We start from the raw sequence: 19,093 nt of genomic DNA, 5'->3' as shown, positions 1-19,093 counted from the left end.
CCTGGAGATATCGATGAGCCTGCCTGCCCGACTGGTCAGTGATGCGCTGTTTCCGCTCCACGAGCGCTTGATGGGGCGCCCCACCTTCACGTATCTCGATGAGCTCGAACGTAGCCAGTGGTTGTCGCGCGACGAGATCGAATTGCTGCAGGCGCGCAAGCTCAGCGCATTGTTACGCACGGCACACGCGCGCAGCCCGTGGTTCGCCCAACGGATCGACGAGGCCGGGCTCGACCCTCATGGCCGTGAGCTCGCGCTTGCCGATCTGCGCAAGCTGCCGACGATGGACAAGGCGGACGCCCGCGCCCATCGCGACGAGATCGTCTGGCGCGACGCGCCCGGGGGCGTATTTCCCTACAACACCGGCGGATCCAGCGGCGTGCCGCTGTCCTTCTATTTCGGCCGCGCACGCCAGGCGTCGGACGCAGCGGGGCGCATGCGCGCGCGTCGCTGGTGGGGCGTGGAGGTCGGCGAGCGCGAGGTCTATCTGTGGGGCGCTCCGGTCGAGCTGAACAAGACCGATGTAGTCAAAGTCGTCCGTGATCGACTGCTCAATCAGCTCGTGCTGAATGCGTTCAATATGTCCGAGGCGACGATGGACGGCTATCTCGATGCCATCCGCGCCTACCGGCCTGCGTGCGTGTATGGCTACGCCAGTTCGATCGCGCTGCTGGCGGCGCACGCTCAGGATCGTGGTGCGGACATGCGCCTGCCAACGCTGAAGGTCGTCTGCACGACCGGGGAGCCGCTGTTCGAGCACCAGCGGGAGCTGATCGGTTCGGTATTCGGGGTGCCGGTCGCCAACGAATTCGGCAGCCGCGACATCGGATTCACCGCGCATGAGACGCCGGAAGGGCAGATGCTGCTGATCAGCGAGAGCGTTGTGCTGGAGGTGCTGGATGCGCAGGGTCAGCCCGTTGCCAGCGGCGAGACGGGGGAGGCTGTCATGACCGGCCTGTGTTCGGAGGGGCAGCCCTTCATCCGCTACCGGACCGGCGACATGCTGCGCCTGTCGGCAGAGGCCTGCCGGGCCGGGCGCGGTCTGCACGTCATCGACCAGGTCGCCGGGAGGCAGACCGACTTCGTCGTGCGCTCGGACGGCACGGTCATGCACGCGCTGGCGGTGATCTATGTGCTGCGGGCGGTAGACGGCATCAAGCAGTTCAAGTGCATCCAGCATGCGCCGGACGTGATCGAAGTCCAGGTGGTCCCGGATCGCGGCTGGTCGCCGGAGCGTGAGGCGCAGATTGCGACGGGGCTGAGGGCTCGGTTGGGCGCCGACTTGCGCGTCGAATGCCGGCTGCTCGACGAGATCCCGCCCGAGGCATCAGGCAAACACCGCTATGTGGTCAGTCATGTCGCGCTGGCGCCCCGCCTCCAGTCAGCCACCGGGGTCACGGCATGAATTCGCTCGCGGTCCTGCGCCTGCCCCTGCGCTACAAGCCGTGGTCGCCGCGCCACGCGCGCCTGATCCTCAACGACCTTGGCGGCGCCGCACGTCAGCCGGAGCGCGAGCACCGCATGCACCTGCAGGCGGCAATCGACTGGCTGTGCCGCGCCCAGGATGTGCGCATGCGCGAGTCCGACGCGGGAGGCGTTTCGGCCGGGTGGAGCTTCGAGGACGGCTGGTTGCCCGGTTACCCCGAGACCACCGGCTACATCATCGAAACCTTCATTGCTGCCGCCGAGGTCCTCGAACGGCCCGAACTCCTTGAACGGGCGCGACGCATGATCGACTGGGAGATGTCGCTGCAGCATGAGGACGGCGCCTTCCCCGGGCATTTCGGCGAGCCCGGCAGCCAACCGGTGATCTTCAATACCGGCCAGATCATGCACGGCATGATCGCCGGGGCGGTTAGCCTGCAGCGCACCGAGTGTCTCGACGCGGCGGTGCACGCCGGCTGGTGGCTCATTCGCCAGCAGGACTCGGACGGTTGTTTCCGGCGCTCGGAGCATAACGGTGTGCCGCACGTCTACAACACGCGGGCGATCTGGGCGCTCGTCGCGACCGGCCTGCTGTCGGGTGAAAAGGGCCTCGTCGATGGCGCGCGGCGCAATCTCGATTGGGCGCTTACCCAGCAGACCGAATGCGGCTGGTTCCGGACCAATGCCTTCACCGCTGGCCAGGACCCGTTCACGCACACGATCGCTTACGCGATCCGGGGATTCGTCGAATGCGGTGCATTGCTCGACGACGAGCGCTACCTGCAGGCCGCGGAGCGCGCAGCGCGCGGAATGATGGGGGTGCTGCGTGACAATGGCGGGCTCGCCGGACGCTATGGAGACGGCTGGGTCACGACCTGCTCCTACGCCTGCGTGACCGGTGTGGCGCAGATGGCCTTGAATTGGCTGCGTCTGGGGCAGATCACCGGTTCGTGCGACTTCACCGCTGCTGCCCGCCGGGCGATCGGCTACGTGAAGAGGACGCAGCGCCTCGCCGACGAGGATGACATCGTGCGCGGCGCAATCCCGGGCTCGGCGCCGATCTGGGGCGACTATTCGCGGTTCGAGTTTCCGAACTGGGCGGCCAAGTTCTTTGCCGATGCGCTGATCATGGACGAGACCGGTCGCGCGCTGCCGCCGCTTGTGGCGCGGCGCGAGTGCGGGGTTCCCGCATGAGCCGGCTGCGCCTGCTGATCCTTTGCGGCGGGGCGCCGCGTCACCTGCATTTCGCGAATGCCTTGTGCCGGCGCGCCGACGTCCTCGCGATCGTTCAGGAAAGCGGAGGGGAGTGGAACCGCGAGAAGATCCTGCGGGTGCTGCGACCGAAGACTTTGTCCAGCAAAGCCTGGCGCTGGCTGCGCGACCGGAGGCGCTACACGGGCGACCGCGAGGCGAAGTTCTTCTTCGGCGACGTGCCGGCCACGCTCGATCGCGCTGACCTCGTCCGCAGCTTTCCGACCGTGAATCATCCCGGCGTGGCCGATCTCGTCGCCGCGTTGTCGCCCGATCTCATCGCCGTGTTCGGTACGTCGCTGATCAAGGGAGCGTTGCTGGAGGCAGGCCGTCCGCGGCTCGTCAATCTGCATGGGGGCCTTTCGCCGCAGTATCGTGGCGCCGACTGCACGTTCTGGGCGCTGCACAACGGCGAGCCGGAACAGGTGGGCTGCACCATCCACTACATCGATCCCGGCATCGACACCGGCAGCCTCATCGCCCATGCCAGCCCCGAAGTCAGGCCCGGCGACGACGAGCTGACGCTGTTCTGGCGCGCGGTCGCGCACAGCACCGATGTCTTCGCGGAACTCCTCGATCGTTTCGCCGCGGGCGAGCGCTTTGGTCAGCGGCAGCCGGGACGGGGGCGGCTCTATCAGGTGAAGGACCGCCTGCTGCGGCACGAGCGTGCGCTTGCCCGGCGGATGCCACACGGCATTCCGGCCGGCATCCGTCTACCGGCGCGTACCCGCTGGTTTCCTGCGGATGAGACGCGGGATATTCGTGAGGTCGACACCGCATGCGCGACATCGCAGTAACGTTTGCGGTCTTCGCAACCCTGCCGTTCATCCTCCGGCGGCCGTGGATCGGAATCCTCGTGTGGACGTGGCTCGGTTTCATGAATCCGCATCGCCTCGCGTGGGGGTTCAGCACGACGATGCCCTTCGCCTACATCGTGGCGCTGACGACGCTGATCGCGATGTTGCTGTCGAAGGAGCCGAAGCGCATCCCGTGGGAGCGGGAGTCCGTTGTGTTGCTGCTTTTTGTCGTGTGGATGCTGGTCACGACGATATTTGCGGCTTACCCGATCTTTGCCTGGCCACAATTCGAGAAGGTCATCAAGATCCAACTGATGATCTTCGTCGCGATGATCCTCATCAACACACCCGAGAGGCTCAAAGCCCTCGTATGGACGATCGCCTTGTCCTTGGCGTTCTACGGGGTCAAGGGCGGCATCTTCACGATCGTCAATGGCGGGGTGTACCGTGTGCAAGGGCCGTCGGGCACCTTCATCGAGGGCAACAACGAGCTTGGTCTCGCCCTTGCGATGACCGTGCCGCTCCTGTACTTCCTTGCGCGCAGCACCGTGCATGGCTGGCTGCGGCCCGCGGTGTACGTCGCAACCCTGCTCACGGCGACCGCGGCGATCGGCACGCAGTCGCGCGGCGCGTTGCTGGGCATGGCAGCGATGGGTTTGGTGTTCTGGCTCAAGGCGCGACACAAGTTTCTCGTCATCGTACTTGGCGGACTGTCGATTCTGATGATCTGGCTGATCATGCCGGAGGCGTGGTACGAACGCATGGCGACGATCAATACCTACCAGGAGGACCAGTCCGCGCTGGGGCGCATCAACGCGTGGTGGATGGCGTTTCATCTTGCGATGGACCGGCCGCTGGGCGGCGGTTTCGAAACCTTCCAGCGCGAAATGTTCTATCTGTACGCGCCCGATCCATCCAACGTTCGTGACGTGCACTCGATCTATTTCGAAGTGCTGGGCGAACACGGCTTCGTCGGCCTGTTCCTGTTCCTGCTGCTGGCGGTATTCACCTGGCGGTCGGCGGGCGCCGTCGCGAGGGCTGTCAAACCGGATTCCGAGCATGCTTGGCTGGGCGATCTTGCCGCGATGGTGCAGGTCAGCATCGTCGCCTATCTCGCGGCGGGAGCCTTCCTTGGCATGGCGTACTTTGACTACTACTACAACCTCGTGCTGATCGTGGTGGTCGCGAGAGTACTGGTGCGTGAAGCCGAAGCCGCCGGGAGGCGTACGGTTGGTCTCGCTGCACGGGCGGCGCCTGCGGCAGTGCCGGTCAAGGTTCGGCCGGACCGCCATTCCGCTGCAGCCAGAGTTCCAGTTGGGTCAGTACCCAGATCATGACGCCGTAATAGCTCGCATGGCCCGACGAATGTTCCCGCCACAGCTTCTGCAGATAGTCCGGACGAACGATCCCGCGACGGGCGAGGCTGTCCAGTGCGGCGACCGCCTGCGAACGCAGCGGGCCGTCGGCGGCCAGCCACAGGCCGAACGGCAGGCCGAAACCATGCTTGGATTTGGTGATCGTCTCGCCCGGCAGGAAGTCGCGCAGCGCCTGTTTGAAAAATACACGCAGGCGGGTGCCGCTCACTTTCTGGCGCACGGCCAGCGTTCCGGAGAAGGCGATCAGATCCTCGTCGAGGAAGGGAAAGCGCACCTCGACCCCCGCGGCCTCGCACATCCGCGACACCTTGCGCAGATCGTTGTCGGCCAGCGTGATCTTGTGATCGAGATGCATCATGCGGTCGACCGGTTCCGGCGATGCGGCGCGAAAGTACGCCTCGCGCATCAGCGCCAGCGGACGTTCGGTGTCGACCGCGGCGAGGAACTCCTTCTCGAAGATTTCCGTGAGCGGATCGCGATGCAGGAAGTTGTAGGTTTCCAGACGGTCGGGCAGCGGGATGCGCGCCTGTCGGATGTAGCTCTGTGCCTTGCGCACCGGCATCAACGCCGATCCGAGCGGAAAATTCAGCACGAGCGGCTCGAGCATGCGCCGCAGCCCCGGCGCGAGCGAGTGGTAATGCTCGAACACTCCCTGCTTGGCATAGCGCGCGTTGCCGCCGAAGAATTCGTCGCCGCCGTCACCCGCGAGCATCGCCTCGATGCCGTGTTCGCGCGCGATGCGGGCGCAGAAGTACGTCGGCACGGCCGACGCGTTGCCGAAGGGTTCGTCATAGGCGGCGGCAATGAGCGGCAACGCCTCGGCGACATGCTCAGGGGTGACGTAGAACTCGGTCGCGTCGGCACCGAAATGCCGGGCCGTGATGCGCGCGTAATCGAGCTCGTCAAAGCCCTCGGCGTCGAAGCCGATCGAGAAGGTGCGTGCCGGCTTGCCGCTGACCTCGCCGAGCAGGCCGGTAACCGTCGAGCTGTCGGTTCCTCCGGACAGGAAGGCTCCGACCGGCAGCTCATCCACGTGGCGCTGCACCGACTGACGCAGGAGCTGGCTGAACGTTCGTTCCTGGTGCGCCTCGTCTGCCCCGTTGTCCGGTGCAAAGGGCATCGCCCAGTAGAAGTGCCGCGTCGTGTCTCCCCCGGTCGCTACCAGACATTGCGCCGGCAGCAGCTTCTCGACCGCGCGAAACGCGGTGTCGGGACTGGGCACCATGTGGCAATACAGGTATTCGTACAGTGCCTGGCGGTCGAGTGCGGCATTGACCGCCGGATGTGCGGCGACGGCGCGCGCGCTGGTGGAAAACACCAACAGGGAGCCCACCCGTGCGAAACACAGGCGCTCGATGCCGGTGCGGTCGACGGCCAGCAACGCTCGGCCCTTCGCCAGGTCGACCAGGACCAACGCGAAGTTCCCCTGGAGATCATCCAGGAGTCGATCGCCGACCTCACCGTAACGCCGGATTGCGGCCGCAGCGTGGCCGTGCTCAGCCGCGTGGGCCGCGGTCGCCGCGTCCGTCCAGCGCGGCCGTCCGAGCAACGCTGCCGTATGGCGTGCGCCGGCGTGCTGGGCCAGCCAGCTTGTCGCCGACCCCGTCGCGATGCAGCCCGCGCCGTGCATTTCGAGCAGGGCTCCGGGTTCGCCGGCCGCATCGGCAGCGAACATTGCCTGCAGCGCCCCCGGCGGGGCAGCATCAGCCTCCGCGAGATTTACCCAGCCGCACAGGATCCGTCGAGTGTTCATGAGCATGCCGTCATCCGGTTGATCGGGGCTGCGGCAATGGTAGCCGATGCAGTGTGGCGGGAATGCCGCAGAGGTCACGCTTGCACATGCAAACGTCCGAGGGCAGCGCGATGAAGTGGGCATGGCTGCGTCCGGGCGCGGGGATTGCCGTGGCGATTGTGCTGTTGCTGGGGGCCGAGGCCCTGCTGCATTCGGACACGGTCCTGCATCGGTTTCGCGCGGTGTTCGCGGCGGGGCGGGCGATGGACAAACTCCTGCATGTCGAGGGCAATCCGCCACGCCTGCTGCTGCTGGGAAACAGCCGCGTCGACAACGGCTTCGATCCCGTGACGGTCGTCGAGCACGCCGGTGGCCGGTCCGGCCCGTCGGGCTTCAATCTCGGCCTGCCCGGCGCCAATGCGAGCGTTCTCTACGGCATCGTCCGCCGGCTGGACTCCGCGCGCCTGTTAAGGCCGGGCGCGATCGAGCAGGTCGTTATCGGACTCGACGAGGGGCTCGTGCAGGCCGATGACTCTCTGGGCTATCTCGTGTTCTTCGGCGACCGCGAGCGCATGCTTGCGCACGGTGACTACGCGAATCTCGCGCGAAGCATCCTGCGTGGCTGGGGCTATGCGGGGAATCTCAAGCAACTGCGCGAACCTGCGAAACTGGAGCAACTGGTTCGCGCCGTGCTCGGGCCGGTTGAGCCGGTCGGCGGCGGGGCCGCGCGGCGACAGGGCTATCGGCCGGGTTTCGGCGCCGCGGCGCAGGATGCCGAACAGGTCATGCGTCAGGAGGCGGGCTCCACCGCGCCGCCCGACCGCATCGCCGAGGCCGACCTGCTGGCAATGCTGGATCTGCTCCGTCAGCGCGGGGTGAGGGCGAGCGTGGTGTTTCCCCCGCTGCTGACGCGTCAGGTGCTCTACCTCGACGAGGCGCACCCGGCGGCAGCACCCTACCTGAAAATCCGTTCCGAGTTGGCCGCGCGCGAGGTGCCCATGCTGGCACTGGCCGCCGGCGAGCGCCGTGATCCCGCCGAATTCGTAAACGCCGGCCACCTTAACGACCGAGGCGCCCAGCGCTTCAGCGCCATGCTCGGACGGGCGCTGGCCGATGACGGGGCTCGCCCCGTGAGGGTGGGTGCGCGATGATCTTCAGCAGTGTGTCCTTCGCCGTGTTCTTCGCAGCGGTTTTGGCGACGTACCTGCTCGCCCGCTCGCCGACGCAGCGTGCCACGGTGCTGCTCATGGCGAGCCTGATCTTCTACGCGTCGTGGAAGCCGGCCTACCTGATCCTGCTCGGCGCGTCGGTGACGGCAAACTGGTTCGTGTATCGGGGCATGCTGGCGACGCGCTCGCGTGCGCTGATGATCACCGCGATCGCAGCCAATCTGACGGTGCTCGGTTGCTTCAAATACCTTGCGCTGTTGATCGAGTCCGCATTGTGGCTTGCGCGTGTTGCGGGGGCGGAGGTGGCCGTGGCGCGCCCGGCGTGGATCGACTGGGTGCTGCCGCTCGGCATCAGCTTCTACACCTTCCACATGCTGAGCGCGATGATCGACGTCTATCGGGGCGACTGCACGCGCCGCATCAGCTTCCGCCATTGGTGCCTGTTCGTCAGCTTCTTCCCGCAGCTGATCGCCGGCCCCATCGTGCGTGTCCATGAGCTCGTGGCACAGCTCGAAGACCTGCAGCCGGTGAGCTGGCGCAATCTCAAGATCGGCGCTTTCATCTTTGCCGGTGGTCTGATCAAGAAGGCGCTTCTGGCCGACAATCTGGCCCCGCTGGTCGATGCCTTGTTCGCACAACCGGCGAAACTCGATTTCCTGCTGGCCTGGCTGGCCACGCTGGGGTTCGGCATGGAGATCTACCTCGACTTTTCCGGCTACAGCGAAATGGCTCTCGGCCTCGCCTGCATGTTCGGCGTTACCTTGCCGCTGAATTTCCGCTTTCCCTATATGGCACGCAGCGCGACCGAGTTCTGGCACCGCTGGCACATGTCGCTGTCGCGCTGGTTGCGCGACTACCTCTACATTTCGATCGGCGGCAATCGCGGCGGGCGCTTTGCCAGCTACCGCAACCTGATGATCACGATGCTGCTGGGCGGCTTGTGGCACGGTGCGAACTGGACCTTCGTGTTCTGGGGATTCCTGCACGGCACCCTGCTGATCGGGCACCGTTTGCTCAATGCGGCGCTGCGTGTGGCGGGTATCGCGGAAGGGGCATCGGTCGATCGCGCCCTGTCGTGGCTGGGCTGGCCGCTGACCTTCGTGGCGATCCATTTCACCTGGGTATTCTTCCGCGCGCCGAATTTCTCCGACGCGTGGACCGTGTGCGCTGCGATGCTGGGGCTTGCCGAGCCGTCCGCCCTCCTGTCCGTGCGCCTGTATGAAATTGTCGGCGTGCTCGTGACGGTCGTGCTCGTCCTGATCGAGCCGCGCATCGTTGCGGTTTTCGAACGTCGTGGGGTGGATTGGTGGTGGCGGGTGCCGTTCCCGCTGCGTGGCGTTGCCTATGCGTCTCTGGTACTCGCGATCGTCGTCTTCGGCGGTCCGACCCAGAAGTTCATCTACTTTGATTTTTGACGGATTCTCGGCTGGCAGAAGCTTGCTGTTTCCGCTGTCTGCCGGGCCATTCTCCCGAGGACCCTGCATTTGAAAAGTCTTCTGACCGAGCCCATCGACCGCATTGTCGTGGAGAGATGGGAATCCCTTCCCGCTCCATTCAGGAAGGCGTTCCAGTTCTGCATCCTGGTCAGCGTGCTCGCATTCGGATTCGAGATGTCCAATCTCATCCTGCACCACGACGACGTGTTGCAGATCTTTGTTCAGCGCGACAACCTGCAGCACAACGTCGGCCGCTTCGGGTTCGGGTGGCTGAACTACTACATGCAAGGTGCCCGCATCATCCCGCTCGTCCAGATGGTGCAGGGGATCGTGCTGATGGCCGTCTACGGCATGATCGTGTGCCACATTTGGGGTCTGCAGCGGACACTGGAGATTGCGCTGGCAGGGGCCATCGTCTGCGTTTATCCCTACGTCGGGCAGACCTATCAGTACAACAGCTCGATGGCTCTGTATCCGCTCGCACATGCGCTGAGCGCCCTGGCCATGCTGATCGCGATCAGGCCATCGCTTCTGCGGGTACTGCTCGCGAGCCTGCTACTTTTTGCGGCCTTTTCGATCTATCAGAGCGTGATCGCGAACGCCCTGACGATCCTCGGGGTCTGGATCGTCCTGCAACTCGCCTTCCCTGCGGCAGGGGATGCCTCCGGTCGCCGATCTGTGATCCTGCCTGTGGTTGCGACGCTCGCGGCGATCGGCATCGGCGGAGCCCTCTACTATCTTGCAGTCAAGGCGCTGGGACTGCCCTTGTCCACCTATCAGGGGGCGGATAAGGCGTTTGATCTGCAACTGGGTACGGACCGGCTTCTGACGCTGAGGGCGGTTCTGGACGGAACGCGGGCCTCCCTTGTCTGGCCCGAGAACTATTTTCCCGCCAACTTGAAGGATCTTCAGCTCGGTTTGCTGATTGTCGGCGTGCTGCTCGGTGTCTGGTTACCCAAGGGCATCGCCAATAAGCTGCTGGCAACGGCGATGATCGTGATGGCCTTTCTCGCGCCACGCGTGCTTCAAGTCATCCATCCGTCCGGGCATTACCACAACCTCACTCTCACCGCGTATGCGGTTCTTGCCGCGGGCGCATTGGCCGTGATTTATCGCTTCCGGAAAGCGGCTCTGAGCAATATCACCACCTGTATTGCGGTGCTGCTGCTCCTGGGTTTCATTGCCCAGGCCAACTGGATATCAAGTATCAATTATCTGAACATGGTCGCGCACTTCTCGACTACCTCCCAGATCCTGTCACGTCTCGGGTCTCTGCCGAGTAGCGGATGGGACGGACGGCGCATTCTGGTGATCGGAAACTATTCGATGCCCGGTTACTATCCGTTCAAGCGTGCCACCGGTGTGGCCACGGATTTCATCGATGCCGAGCATTTCTGGGCCGTGGCGAAACTCCTGCGAACCGAAGTCGATGTGATCCACGAGGCGGACGGGAGTGCGCAAGCCCTAGCGTTCGCGGCAACTCGTCCGGCATGGCCTCATTCGGAAAGCATAGGAGTGGTGGACGGTGTCGGGATCGTCGTCCTTGCGAAGGCGCCGCCTGGAAAATGAAGAAATGTCACCCTGAATGGAAACACTGTTCACCCTGATCATTGGCTGGTTCGGCGCCGCGGTGGGCTTGCTGATCGCATTGCACGGGCGGGCGCTTGCTGCGGCATGGCGTGAGCCGGTGCTGGCGTGTCCGGTGCTGATCATCGAAAGCGACGATTGGGGGCCGGGGCCACCGGAGGATGCCACGGCCTTGGGCGTCCTTTTGGATACTCTGGAGGTGGTTCGCGACGCCGGCGGGCATCCTGCGGTGATGACCCTCGGCGTCGTGAGCGGCGTCCCGCACGGTGCCGCGATCGATGCGTCGGCGGGGGCGCGGTATGTCCGTCGTACGCTCGCTGAACCCGACTTTGCGCCGATCGTCATGGCGATACGCGCCGGTTGCAGTAGCGGTGTGTTCGCGCTGCAGCGGCACGGGCTGGAACATTTCTGGCCTGCGTCCCTGCTCGCCCGGCTTCGAGGAGGCTCCTCCAGCGGAAGTCCTGCCGAAGCCGATGCGTTGCGGCGCTGGCTGCATACCTCCGATGTGCGCACCGAGGATCTTCCTGCTTACCTGCAGAGCCGCTGGGCCGATTGCGCACAACTGCCGAGTTCGCCCCTTGCCACTGCAGAAGTCGAGTGCGCGGTGCGCGAGGAGGCCGACCTCTTGCGGCAGGTGTTCGGCGATGCGCCGGACGTAGCGGTGCCCAACACCTTCGTCTGGGACGACCGCGTCGAGCAGGCCTGGGCGGCGAGCGGAGTGCGCTGTGTCGTGACACCGGGCCGCCGCTATGAAGGGCGGGATGCGGCTGGGCAGCTTGTTGGGGCGACACGGCGCATGCGTAACGGTGAGCGCGGTTGCGGCGACGTCTGCTACGTCGTGCGCGACGTGTATTTCGAGCCGCTGCGCGGCCATCGCGCGGAGCGCGTGTGGGAAGCTCTTGCGGAAAAGGTCGCCCAAGGGCGGCCCGTCCTGCTGGAGACTCACCGCTCGAATTTTGTCGGACCGGTCCAGGTGCGCGATGCGGCCATCGCGGAGCTGGAGCGTGCCCTGCGCGGGGCGCTGGCGCGCCATCCCGACCTGCGGTTCATGAGCACGGCGGAACTCGCCGGGGCGCTGCGCGATCCCGGTTCCTCCCTGCGCGTGCTGGCGTTGCGGCAGCGTCTCGCCGTTTGGTGCGCGCGACTGGAGCGCGACCCCGAGGCCGCTCGGCTGCTCAAATTCAGCGGTCTCGGGGCGGTCCTGCGAGCCGCTCGATATTTGTTCGGCGACGTGACATTCCGACGCTCGCCGGGTGCTGCCGGTTGCTAGACTCCTTCGGGATTCTGGATGGATGCGACGACCGATGAAGCAGGGCTATCTCGTCATTACCGAACTGTTCCTGCCGACCAAGGGCGGAACCGCTGTGTGGTTCGACGAAGTCTACCGGCGTCTGGGGGGGAAGGAGATTGCCATCGTCACTGCCGCAGTGCCAGGCGATGCCGCTCATGATGCCGATCACCCCAATGCCGTCCACCGCGTCGGCCTGCGCCGCGTGCGCTGGCTGCGACCCGAATCGCTCGGCATGTACCTCAAGCTCTTCGCAAAGTCTCTCGCGCTGGCCTTGCGTCAGCGCTTCGATGCGGTCCACGCCGGTCGCGCGCTGCCGGAAGGGCTCGTCGCCTTGGTCGTCGCGCGCCTTGCGGGGCGGCCGGTGGTCGTGTACGCACATGGTGAGGAACTGACCGGCTGGGGGCGCGGGAACAAGTTCAGGGTGATGTGCTTCGTCCTGCGACACGCCGATCACGTTGTCGCCAACAGCGACTTCACCTGCGAGGTGCTCGCCGGGATGGGGGTCTCCCGCGAGCGGATCGTCATCATCAACCCCGGGGTCGATATTCAGAGGTTCCGCCCCGGCCTCCCGTTCCAGGATCTCCGCGACAGCATCGGGCTGCCGCGCGGCGCGCGCCTGCTCCTGTCGGTGGGACGGCTAAGCCGGCGCAAGGGTTTCGATACGGTGATCCGCTGCCTGCCGGCCCTGCGCGCAGCAGGGCATGACGTGCATTACGCGATCGTGGGCATCGGTGAGGATCGCGCGTATCTTGAGAGCGTGGCACGTGATGCCGGCGTGCAGGAGCGTGTCCACCTGCTGGGGCACGTGGCAATGGACGATCTGCCGCGCTGGTACAACGCGTGCGACCTGTTCTTGCTCGTCAATCGCGATATCGCTGGCGATACGGAGGGCTTCGGGCTCGTTTTTCTCGAGGCGGCTGCCTGCGGCAAGGCCTCGATCGCGGGCAAGGCCGGTGGTACCGGATCCGCCGTACTCGACGGCGTAACCGGAGTCCGGGCCGACGGAGACGATCAGCCTGCCGTCGCGGAGGCGATCCGTCGCCTGCTCGAGGATGGGGCGCAACTCGACGCGCTGGCGCGCCAGGCGATGCAGCGCGCGCGCGGGGAGTTTGGCTGGGACGCGGTGGCGATCCGGACCCGGACCGCCCTGTAGGGCCGGCGGGGTGCAGGACTTTGGAGGAGCTGACGACGATGCAGGACGGAAGGAAGCTTGGGGTACTGCTGGCGCTCGCGGTCTCGGCATATGGCGCTCCGGCAGGGGCTGTAGAGTCGTTCGCCAGAACTCCGCAGGAAGAAGCGCTCTGTTCCACCTACGTGTATGGGGCCGGAGCCAAAGACGTGGGTAATCGACGCGATTGGCAGCACATGCACCACTACTGCGACTGCATTCGATTCCGCTATCGCGCGATTCGCACCATGGGTGACAAGGCGGAGTTCAGGTACAACCTCGAGAGCGCGATCGGTGGTTGCGACTATGTTCTGAAACATACGACAAGAGCATTCAGCATGCGGCCGAAGGTCCATGTCGACAAGGGCAGGGCGTTGAAGCTCATGGGCGACAGGACATTGGCCGCGCAGGAGTTCTCCACCGCGATCGAGATCGATCCAACGGAGGTCAACGCCTTCGTCGAACTTTCTCTGCTTCAGGAGGACCGCGGCAAGAAGGCGGAGGCCCGCGAGACCATTGCACGCGGGCTGCAGCACAACCCCGACGCCGCGCTGTTGCAGAAGCGTTATCTTGAACTCGGTGGAAAGAAGCCCTTCCCCGAGCCGATTGCGCGCGTTGAGCCTGCACCGGAAAAGAAGGCCGTGGAACCGGACGTGCCGGAGCCTCAAGGGTTGCCGCCCGTCGATCCGGTCATTCAGGTCGATGCAGCTCCAGAACGGCAGGGTAAGTCGTCCGAAGAAGAACAGGCAGGGCCGCCGGATGCAGCGAGCGCAGGTCGCTCCTGTCGTTTTTGCCCGCCGGAGGAGATCCATCGCCGCTGGGTCGAGTCCTTCAAGTCAACGCAGGAGAAGAAGCCGGAGTAGCCGCGGGCGTGCTGTGGTACGTCCGCAAATGGCGGCGTGCGACCGGGTCGCGCTCGATCCAGTTGCGCAATTCGTGCCACAGCAGTTCCACCTGCTCGGGGTTTACCGCAGAGATGTCGTGTGTGCAGCCCGGGTCGGTCTCCACGTCGAACAGCGCCAGCCGCATGCCGCGTTCGAGAGGCTGATAGACGAGTTTCCATCGTCCGTGGCGCATCATGCGATCCTTGGCGATGATCACGCGATCCTTGTATTCCTGCCTGATCGACAGCGATCCGCTCGTTTCATTGGGAATATCCAGCAGTTCCAGCAGGTCCGGGTAGCTCAGATGATCCGGCGGCAATCCTGGAACGTGGGCGATCCAGATACCGGTTTCGTTGAAGGCCTTCAGGCCCAGATCCAGTTGCGGGTCGTCCATCGCGCCGGCCAGCGAGACGCCGTCGCATTTTACCGACGGAGCTTCCAGGAGGTCGAGCAGGGTTGGCAGCAGGTCGATCGAGCGCACCACCTGATCGACCCGCGGGTGCCGCTTCTTGCGCGGGTCGGCAATCACGAGCGGCACCCGCGCGCTGAAATCGCCCACCGCCGAGTTGCCCTGGCCCCAGGTGTCGTGTTCGAAAAACTCCATGCCGTGATCGCTGTACAGGACGACGATCGTGTTGTCGGCGAGTCCGCTGCTTTCAAGGTGGCTCATGATCTTGCCGACTTCGTCGTCGAACTGTGATACGCATCCGTCGTACAGCGCGAGGATCTGGTCGAGGTCGAATTCCTCGCGCGGTTCGCCTTGCCGCCGAATGATCTCGAACGGGTCCGTCAGTCGTGCCATGGCGAATTTCGAAGCGCCGGCATAGTCGGGATCGGCATGGCGCAGGTAGAACGGGTATTCCGAGGCGAAAGGAGGGTGCGTCGTCGAGTAGAAGACGTTGAGCATGAACGGTTCGGCGGTGCTCGCGAGGCGCGAGATCAGCCGGCGGGTGCGTTGGCCCAATTGGGTCGTCTGCGGCGTGCCGCCGAGGTAATGGATTTCCGGGACAAGCAGGCGGCCGATCCGGTTGTGCAGGAATACCGACAGGAACAGGCGGATGTCCTTCGGGCCTTGTCTGATCAGGTATTTCAGGTTCCATTGGTCCTCGGGGAGGTCGAGGACGTCGAAGCCGAGCGAGAACTTTCCGAGATCCGCGCCGCACCAGTCGGAGACGGCCGCCGTCCGGTATCCGAGCGCACGCAGGATCATCGGCAACGCCTGGATTTCGAGCTGCGTCTCATCGTCGGCCACGAAGTTGTCGCGTATGCCATGCGTGTGGGGCCAGGTTCCCGTAAGCAGGGAGATCAGACTCGGTGCGGTCCTCGCGCATGGCACGTAACAGGTGTCGAAGCGCGTGCCGCGCTTGGCCAGTGCGTCGATGTGCGGTGTCAGAGACTGACCGTTCCGCAACGCGCCGACGCGATCGGCACGAAGCGTGTCCGAGCCGATCAGGAGCAGGTTCGGACGAGTGCGCTGGTGCTTAACCGGCGTGTTGCCCTCCGGCTCCCACAGGGCGAACACGAACACGCCCCAGTAGCCGATCGCCAGGCTGGTCAAGGCCGCGGCGGATTCCCCGTGGCCGGTAACGGCGAGCGCAAGCACCAGCGCCGCGGCAAGTCCGGCGACGCCGATGGCGCCGAGCGATGCAGCCCGGCGGAGGCCGTCGGCGGACAACAGGCGCCACAGACGATGCAGGCGATCGGTTCGGTACTGCCATGAAGCAACGATCAATCCCGGGTTCTGCACGAGGGTGCGGCAGGTGAGGTAGCCGCTTGCGAGGGCGAGCGTCAGCAGCGCGCCCAGTCCCGCCCGCCACGGGGCGTACGGCATCCCCTGCGCATCGGCCGAGGCCGTCGCGACGACCGCCCCCGGCAGTGCGCAGAACAGACCGACGGCGAAGGTCCATAGGCCCAGGCGGGCCATCGCGAACGGGAAATAGGCGCGGTAGCGCTTGACGATTTCCTCGCGCAGCTGCGGTCCGGTCTGCGAGAAGTCGACGACCGATTTTGCGACCAGCGACAGCGCCAGCGCGACTGCGACCAGCGCTGCGGGCAGCAGCGCGTCCATCGCCCGGTGCCAGGCAAGGCTTGCGGCAAGCACGAAGCCCGTGATGCCGAGCAGCCCTGCCAGCGCAAGGCTGGTCTGCACCGGCAGCCACGGGAGACGGGCGCGCCGGCGCCGATGCCGCGCGGCCTCGCGCATGCCGCTCACCTCGCCGAAGGCCGAAGCAATCCGCACGAGATAGAAGCGCCGCGCCTGCGCGTTCAGCGCAAGTGCGCAGCCACTTGCATAGCCGGCGACCTTGCGCCACATGTACAGCGGCACGCCGCTTTCCGTGCGGCGAAAGCGCATCACCGACTTGGAGCGGTGGAAGCCCTTGCGCATCAGGTAGGACAGCGTCAGCCGCTCGCCGTCGACGTAGTGGTACTGGACGATCGCCGGCGCGTAGCGCAGGGTGGCCCCGCCACGCAGCGCCCGCCGGATCCACTCGAGATCCTCGGCCCCGCCGAGGTCGTGCCCGGTCGGACCCAGTTCCGTCAGGAACGGCCCGGTTGCGCGGATCACGTCCGTATGCGCGACGAGATTGCCGCCGCCGGGAATCGCACCGTCGAGGTCGACCTGCATCGGCGTGTCGCCCTGGTCATAGCGCGGCACCGGGAGCGGATAGATGCGATAGGGGCCGTCGTCGTGCACCCACTCGGGTTCGGTGCCGTCCCAGTCCGGCAGGATGCGCCCGCAGATCAGGCCCGCCTCGGGCCACGTGCGTACCGCGTTCGCGATCTCGACCAGATAATCGCTGTCGACCCGATGATCGTCATCGACGAAGGCCACGACGCGACCGCTCACCTGCGGCAGCGCCCGGTTCAGGGCGTGGGACTTGCCCGGAGTGGGTTCCGCGATCCAGTCCAGCGGCAGGCGATCGTCACCGATCCGGTAGTTGGAAATGAGGTCGTGCGTGCCGTCGGTGCACGCATTTGCGACGACCAGCAATCGCACCTCGGTATCCGGCGGCCGGTGCGCCGCATTCAGGGAGGCGATGACCCGCTCCAGCAACTCGACGCGGTTGTGCGTGCAGATCAGCACCGTCAGGCTCATTCCCGCCGTTGTTGCCGCCCCGGTGTTCGTCATATCCGCTGCCCCGTCAGCATCGCCAGCGCGAGACTGATCGCCAGCCGGCCGCGTTCGAGCGGCGACACCCACAGGGCGGTCAGGACGTCGCGCAGCGCAGCCCCCCGTCGCCCGTCGCGATAGGCCCATTTCGCATAGTCGCAAAGCGTTCCCGCATAGACTTTGCGCCAGAGCGCGTCGCGCAGTTCCGCCGGCAGCAGATCGCGATTCTTGCCGATCATTGTCAGGGCGCCGCGGCGCATCGCCTCGAAATTGCGGCTCACGCTGTCGGGACGGCGCAGCACCACGACCATCGGCTCGTCGATGCAGGCGAAGCCGCCGTGCGCGGCCAGACGGATCCAGAGATCGGTATCCTCGGCGCCGGCGAGCGTCTCGTCGAAGCCCCCGAGCCTTACCACGAGCTCACGCCGCGCCAGCACGGCCGATGCCCCGCCCGCCACCGCAGCATGATTCTCGAACACCTCCGCGACATCGGCGGTCCGCCCCTGCGCGCCGCGCCACTCGCCGAGTGTCTTGCCCTGCAGGTCCTCGATCGTCGCGACGGCGGCGCAAAACGCCAGCTCCGGGTGACTGCCGAGCATCGCGACCTGGCGAGCAAGCTTGCACGGTAGCCAGCGATCGTCGGCATCGAGAAACGCGAGGTAGTGTCCCCGTGCTGCGCGTATGCCTGCGTTGCGCGCGCTGCTCATGCCGCCGTTCGGCTTCGTGACGACCTGCAGGCGGTCCCCGTACGTCGCCAGCACTGCGGCCGTATCGTCCGTGCTGCCGTCATTCACGACGATCAGCTCGAAGTCGCGATACGCCTGCGCGAAAACGCTGTCGATAGCCCTGCCGACGCACCATGCGGCGTTCCAGGCCGGGATGACCACGCTGACGGTCGGCGTCTCAGTCGTTCGGGTCATAGCCCATTTCCCGCATCAGCGGCGAGATCAGCGGGAGGATGCGCTCGATCGCCTCCGGGTTGTGTTCCTTCCACTTCTGCGGGCAGGGCGCGCCCTTCACGATGCTCGTCGGACGGCTTGCCAGACTCGCGCAGCGCGCCTGCATCGGTTCGTCGAAAGGGATGTCGAGGCGCGCGAAGGCCTCGCGAAACATCTCCACGGGGCGTTCGAACAGATCCTCGTAGCGCAGCCGTATCCATTGTGCAGGCGGGATCGCGCGCGAAGCGTCGAGCGCCAGCCGATTCGCCGTCACCCATTGCCAAGCGCACACCTCCTCCAGGCTTGCGGTGTTGTAGTCGCGCCAGCCGGGCGGGATGAAGAAATGCCATTCATGGAACTCGCCGCCGTTGATCGCTACCGGCACCGGCGACGGCCCGAAGTTGCGCTCCAGACCGAATCCCCCATCGACGCGCCCGAGGCGCCAGCCGTCGATCATCGAGCTCACGTTGTCGCGCCCGTCGCGCTGGATGAAGACGAACTTCGCCTGCGGGAACAGTGCATGCAGATAGGGCACGCGCAACGTGTTGATGCAGGTCTTGTCGAGCACCGGACCGGCGCCGAGCCGAGCATAGAAATGGGCCAGCGCGCGGTCGCGGTGCTCGGGACGGGCGTCCTCCGCATCGGCCGCCTCGGACTTCCAGCCGTTGTTCAGCGGACCGTACAGGCTGTTCCAGAACTGCGGAATCTCGTAGTCGAAATGCAGGAAGTGGCCCGACGCGGCGATGGTTTGGAAAGTGACTGTCGTGCCCGAGCGCGAGCAGCCGATGACGAACACCGGATCGGGCATCGCCGGCCGCAGCACCGACCACGCGAACTCCTTCGCCCGCCAGCCGAGCAGGCGCAGGTTCTTGTCGCGGATCTCGCGGTCGAGGAGCTTGGGCAGGCTGCTCAGATGGGGCATGGCGT

General features: G+C 65.6%; 14 protein-coding genes. 10 read left to right on the top strand and 4 right to left on the bottom strand.

Annotated features, from left to right (window positions below; genetic code table 11):
• Positions 1–13: 13 nt before the first annotated feature.
• Genes AzCIB_RS18395 through AzCIB_RS18380 form a run of 4 tightly spaced genes read left to right on the top strand, consistent with a single transcriptional unit; the run spans position 14 to position 4,810 of the window.
• Positions 14–1,405 (top strand): phenylacetate--CoA ligase family protein, encoded by a 1,392-nt coding sequence (locus tag AzCIB_RS18395; protein ID WP_050417224.1) that lies wholly within the window; start codon positions 14–16, stop codon positions 1,403–1,405.
• Positions 1,402–2,619 carry a prenyltransferase/squalene oxidase repeat-containing protein gene (locus tag AzCIB_RS18390; protein ID WP_050417223.1) on the top strand — a complete coding sequence of 406 codons (1,218 nt, stop codon included), beginning with the start codon at positions 1,402–1,404 and terminating at the stop codon, positions 2,617–2,619. Before AzCIB_RS18395 ends, AzCIB_RS18390 begins: the two co-directional genes overlap by 4 nt.
• Positions 2,616–3,473: a formyl transferase gene (locus AzCIB_RS18385; RefSeq protein WP_050417222.1), complete on the top strand. Its 858-nt coding sequence runs from the start codon at positions 2,616–2,618 to the stop codon at positions 3,471–3,473. The genes AzCIB_RS18390 and AzCIB_RS18385 overlap by 4 nt, the downstream gene beginning before the upstream one ends.
• Complete coding sequence (locus tag AzCIB_RS18380; protein ID WP_050417221.1) at positions 3,455–4,810, top strand: putative O-glycosylation ligase, exosortase A system-associated; 1,356 nt, start codon at positions 3,455–3,457, stop codon at positions 4,808–4,810. Before AzCIB_RS18385 ends, AzCIB_RS18380 begins: the two co-directional genes overlap by 19 nt.
• Here AzCIB_RS18380 and AzCIB_RS18375 read toward each other — a convergent pair.
• Positions 4,743–6,608: an asparagine synthetase B family protein gene (locus AzCIB_RS18375; RefSeq protein ID WP_232299266.1), complete on the bottom strand. Its 1,866-nt coding sequence runs from the start codon at positions 6,606–6,608 to the stop codon at positions 4,743–4,745. The two genes, AzCIB_RS18380 and AzCIB_RS18375, sit on opposite strands and share 68 nt — an antisense overlap.
• Positions 6,609–6,712: 104 nt before the next feature.
• Between AzCIB_RS18375 and AzCIB_RS18370 the strand changes: the two genes are divergently transcribed.
• From AzCIB_RS18370 to AzCIB_RS18345, 6 genes are all read left to right on the top strand, one after another.
• Positions 6,713–7,732: a hypothetical protein gene (locus AzCIB_RS18370; RefSeq protein ID WP_050418445.1), complete on the top strand. Its 1,020-nt coding sequence runs from the start codon at positions 6,713–6,715 to the stop codon at positions 7,730–7,732.
• Positions 7,729–9,165, top strand: a complete 1,437-nt coding sequence (locus AzCIB_RS18365) for an MBOAT family O-acyltransferase (protein ID WP_050417220.1) — start codon at positions 7,729–7,731, stop codon at positions 9,163–9,165. The genes AzCIB_RS18370 and AzCIB_RS18365 overlap by 4 nt, the downstream gene beginning before the upstream one ends.
• A gap of 69 nt (positions 9,166–9,234) precedes the next feature.
• Positions 9,235–10,755: a glucosyltransferase domain-containing protein gene (locus tag AzCIB_RS18360; protein ID WP_050417219.1), complete on the top strand. Its 1,521-nt coding sequence runs from the start codon at positions 9,235–9,237 to the stop codon at positions 10,753–10,755.
• Between the two features lie 16 nt (positions 10,756–10,771).
• On the top strand, positions 10,772–12,043 hold the full coding sequence (locus AzCIB_RS18355) for a hypothetical protein (protein ID WP_050417218.1): 1,272 nt from the start codon (positions 10,772–10,774) through the stop codon (positions 12,041–12,043).
• Positions 12,044–12,065: 22 nt separating this feature from the next.
• A complete protein-coding gene (locus AzCIB_RS18350) occupies positions 12,066–13,217 on the top strand; it encodes a glycosyltransferase family 4 protein (RefSeq protein WP_232299265.1) in 1,152 nt (383 codons plus the stop codon).
• Positions 13,218–13,255: 38 nt separating this feature from the next.
• A complete protein-coding gene (locus tag AzCIB_RS18345; RefSeq protein ID WP_050417216.1) occupies positions 13,256–14,095 on the top strand; it encodes a tetratricopeptide repeat protein in 840 nt (279 codons plus the stop codon).
• Here AzCIB_RS18345 and AzCIB_RS18340 read toward each other — a convergent pair.
• From AzCIB_RS18340 to AzCIB_RS18330, 3 genes are read right to left on the bottom strand one after another with little or no spacing between them, the layout of a single operon-like run.
• Complete coding sequence (locus tag AzCIB_RS18340; protein ID WP_198149563.1) at positions 14,064–17,246, bottom strand: sulfatase-like hydrolase/transferase; 3,183 nt, start codon at positions 17,244–17,246, stop codon at positions 14,064–14,066. The two genes, AzCIB_RS18345 and AzCIB_RS18340, sit on opposite strands and share 32 nt — an antisense overlap.
• The gene (locus AzCIB_RS18335) at positions 17,243–18,148 is read right to left on the bottom strand and encodes a glycosyltransferase family 2 protein (RefSeq protein ID WP_050417214.1); all 906 of its coding nucleotides are present in this window, start codon (positions 18,146–18,148) and stop codon (positions 17,243–17,245) included. Before AzCIB_RS18335 ends, AzCIB_RS18340 begins: the two co-directional genes overlap by 4 nt.
• Positions 18,132–19,088 carry a sulfotransferase family protein gene (locus AzCIB_RS18330; protein ID WP_050417213.1) on the bottom strand — a complete coding sequence of 319 codons (957 nt, stop codon included), beginning with the start codon at positions 19,086–19,088 and terminating at the stop codon, positions 18,132–18,134. The genes AzCIB_RS18335 and AzCIB_RS18330 overlap by 17 nt, the downstream gene beginning before the upstream one ends.
• Positions 19,089–19,093 lie beyond the last annotated feature (5 nt).

This window comes from Azoarcus sp. CIB, from assembly GCF_001190925.1.
Classification (GTDB): Bacteria; Pseudomonadota; Gammaproteobacteria; order Burkholderiales; family Rhodocyclaceae; genus Aromatoleum.
This window is presented reverse-complemented; position numbering and strand designations above follow the sequence as displayed.

Excerpts from the sequence above, each read along its gene's own strand:
- AzCIB_RS18365 (WP_050417220.1), top strand. The coding sequence starts at position 7,729 with ATGATCTTCAGCAGTGTGTCCTTCGCCGTGTTCTTCGCAGCGGTTTTG.
- AzCIB_RS18340 (WP_198149563.1), bottom strand. The coding sequence starts at position 17,246 with ATGACGAACACCGGGGCGGCAACAACGGCGGGAATGAGCCTGACGGTG.
- AzCIB_RS18355 (WP_050417218.1), top strand. The coding sequence starts at position 10,772 with ATGGAAACACTGTTCACCCTGATCATTGGCTGGTTCGGCGCCGCGGTG.
- AzCIB_RS18350 (WP_232299265.1), top strand. The coding sequence starts at position 12,066 with ATGCGACGACCGATGAAGCAGGGCTATCTCGTCATTACCGAACTGTTC.
- AzCIB_RS18335 (WP_050417214.1), bottom strand. The coding sequence starts at position 18,148 with ATGACCCGAACGACTGAGACGCCGACCGTCAGCGTGGTCATCCCGGCC.
- AzCIB_RS18375 (WP_232299266.1), bottom strand. The coding sequence starts at position 6,608 with ATGCTCATGAACACTCGACGGATCCTGTGCGGCTGGGTAAATCTCGCG.
- AzCIB_RS18370 (WP_050418445.1), top strand. The coding sequence starts at position 6,713 with ATGAAGTGGGCATGGCTGCGTCCGGGCGCGGGGATTGCCGTGGCGATT.
- AzCIB_RS18345 (WP_050417216.1), top strand. The coding sequence starts at position 13,256 with ATGCAGGACGGAAGGAAGCTTGGGGTACTGCTGGCGCTCGCGGTCTCG.
- AzCIB_RS18380 (WP_050417221.1), top strand. The coding sequence starts at position 3,455 with ATGCGCGACATCGCAGTAACGTTTGCGGTCTTCGCAACCCTGCCGTTC.
- AzCIB_RS18395 (WP_050417224.1), top strand. The coding sequence starts at position 14 with ATGAGCCTGCCTGCCCGACTGGTCAGTGATGCGCTGTTTCCGCTCCAC.
- AzCIB_RS18330 (WP_050417213.1), bottom strand. The coding sequence starts at position 19,088 with ATGCCCCATCTGAGCAGCCTGCCCAAGCTCCTCGACCGCGAGATCCGC.
- AzCIB_RS18385 (WP_050417222.1), top strand. The coding sequence starts at position 2,616 with ATGAGCCGGCTGCGCCTGCTGATCCTTTGCGGCGGGGCGCCGCGTCAC.
- AzCIB_RS18390 (WP_050417223.1), top strand. The coding sequence starts at position 1,402 with ATGAATTCGCTCGCGGTCCTGCGCCTGCCCCTGCGCTACAAGCCGTGG.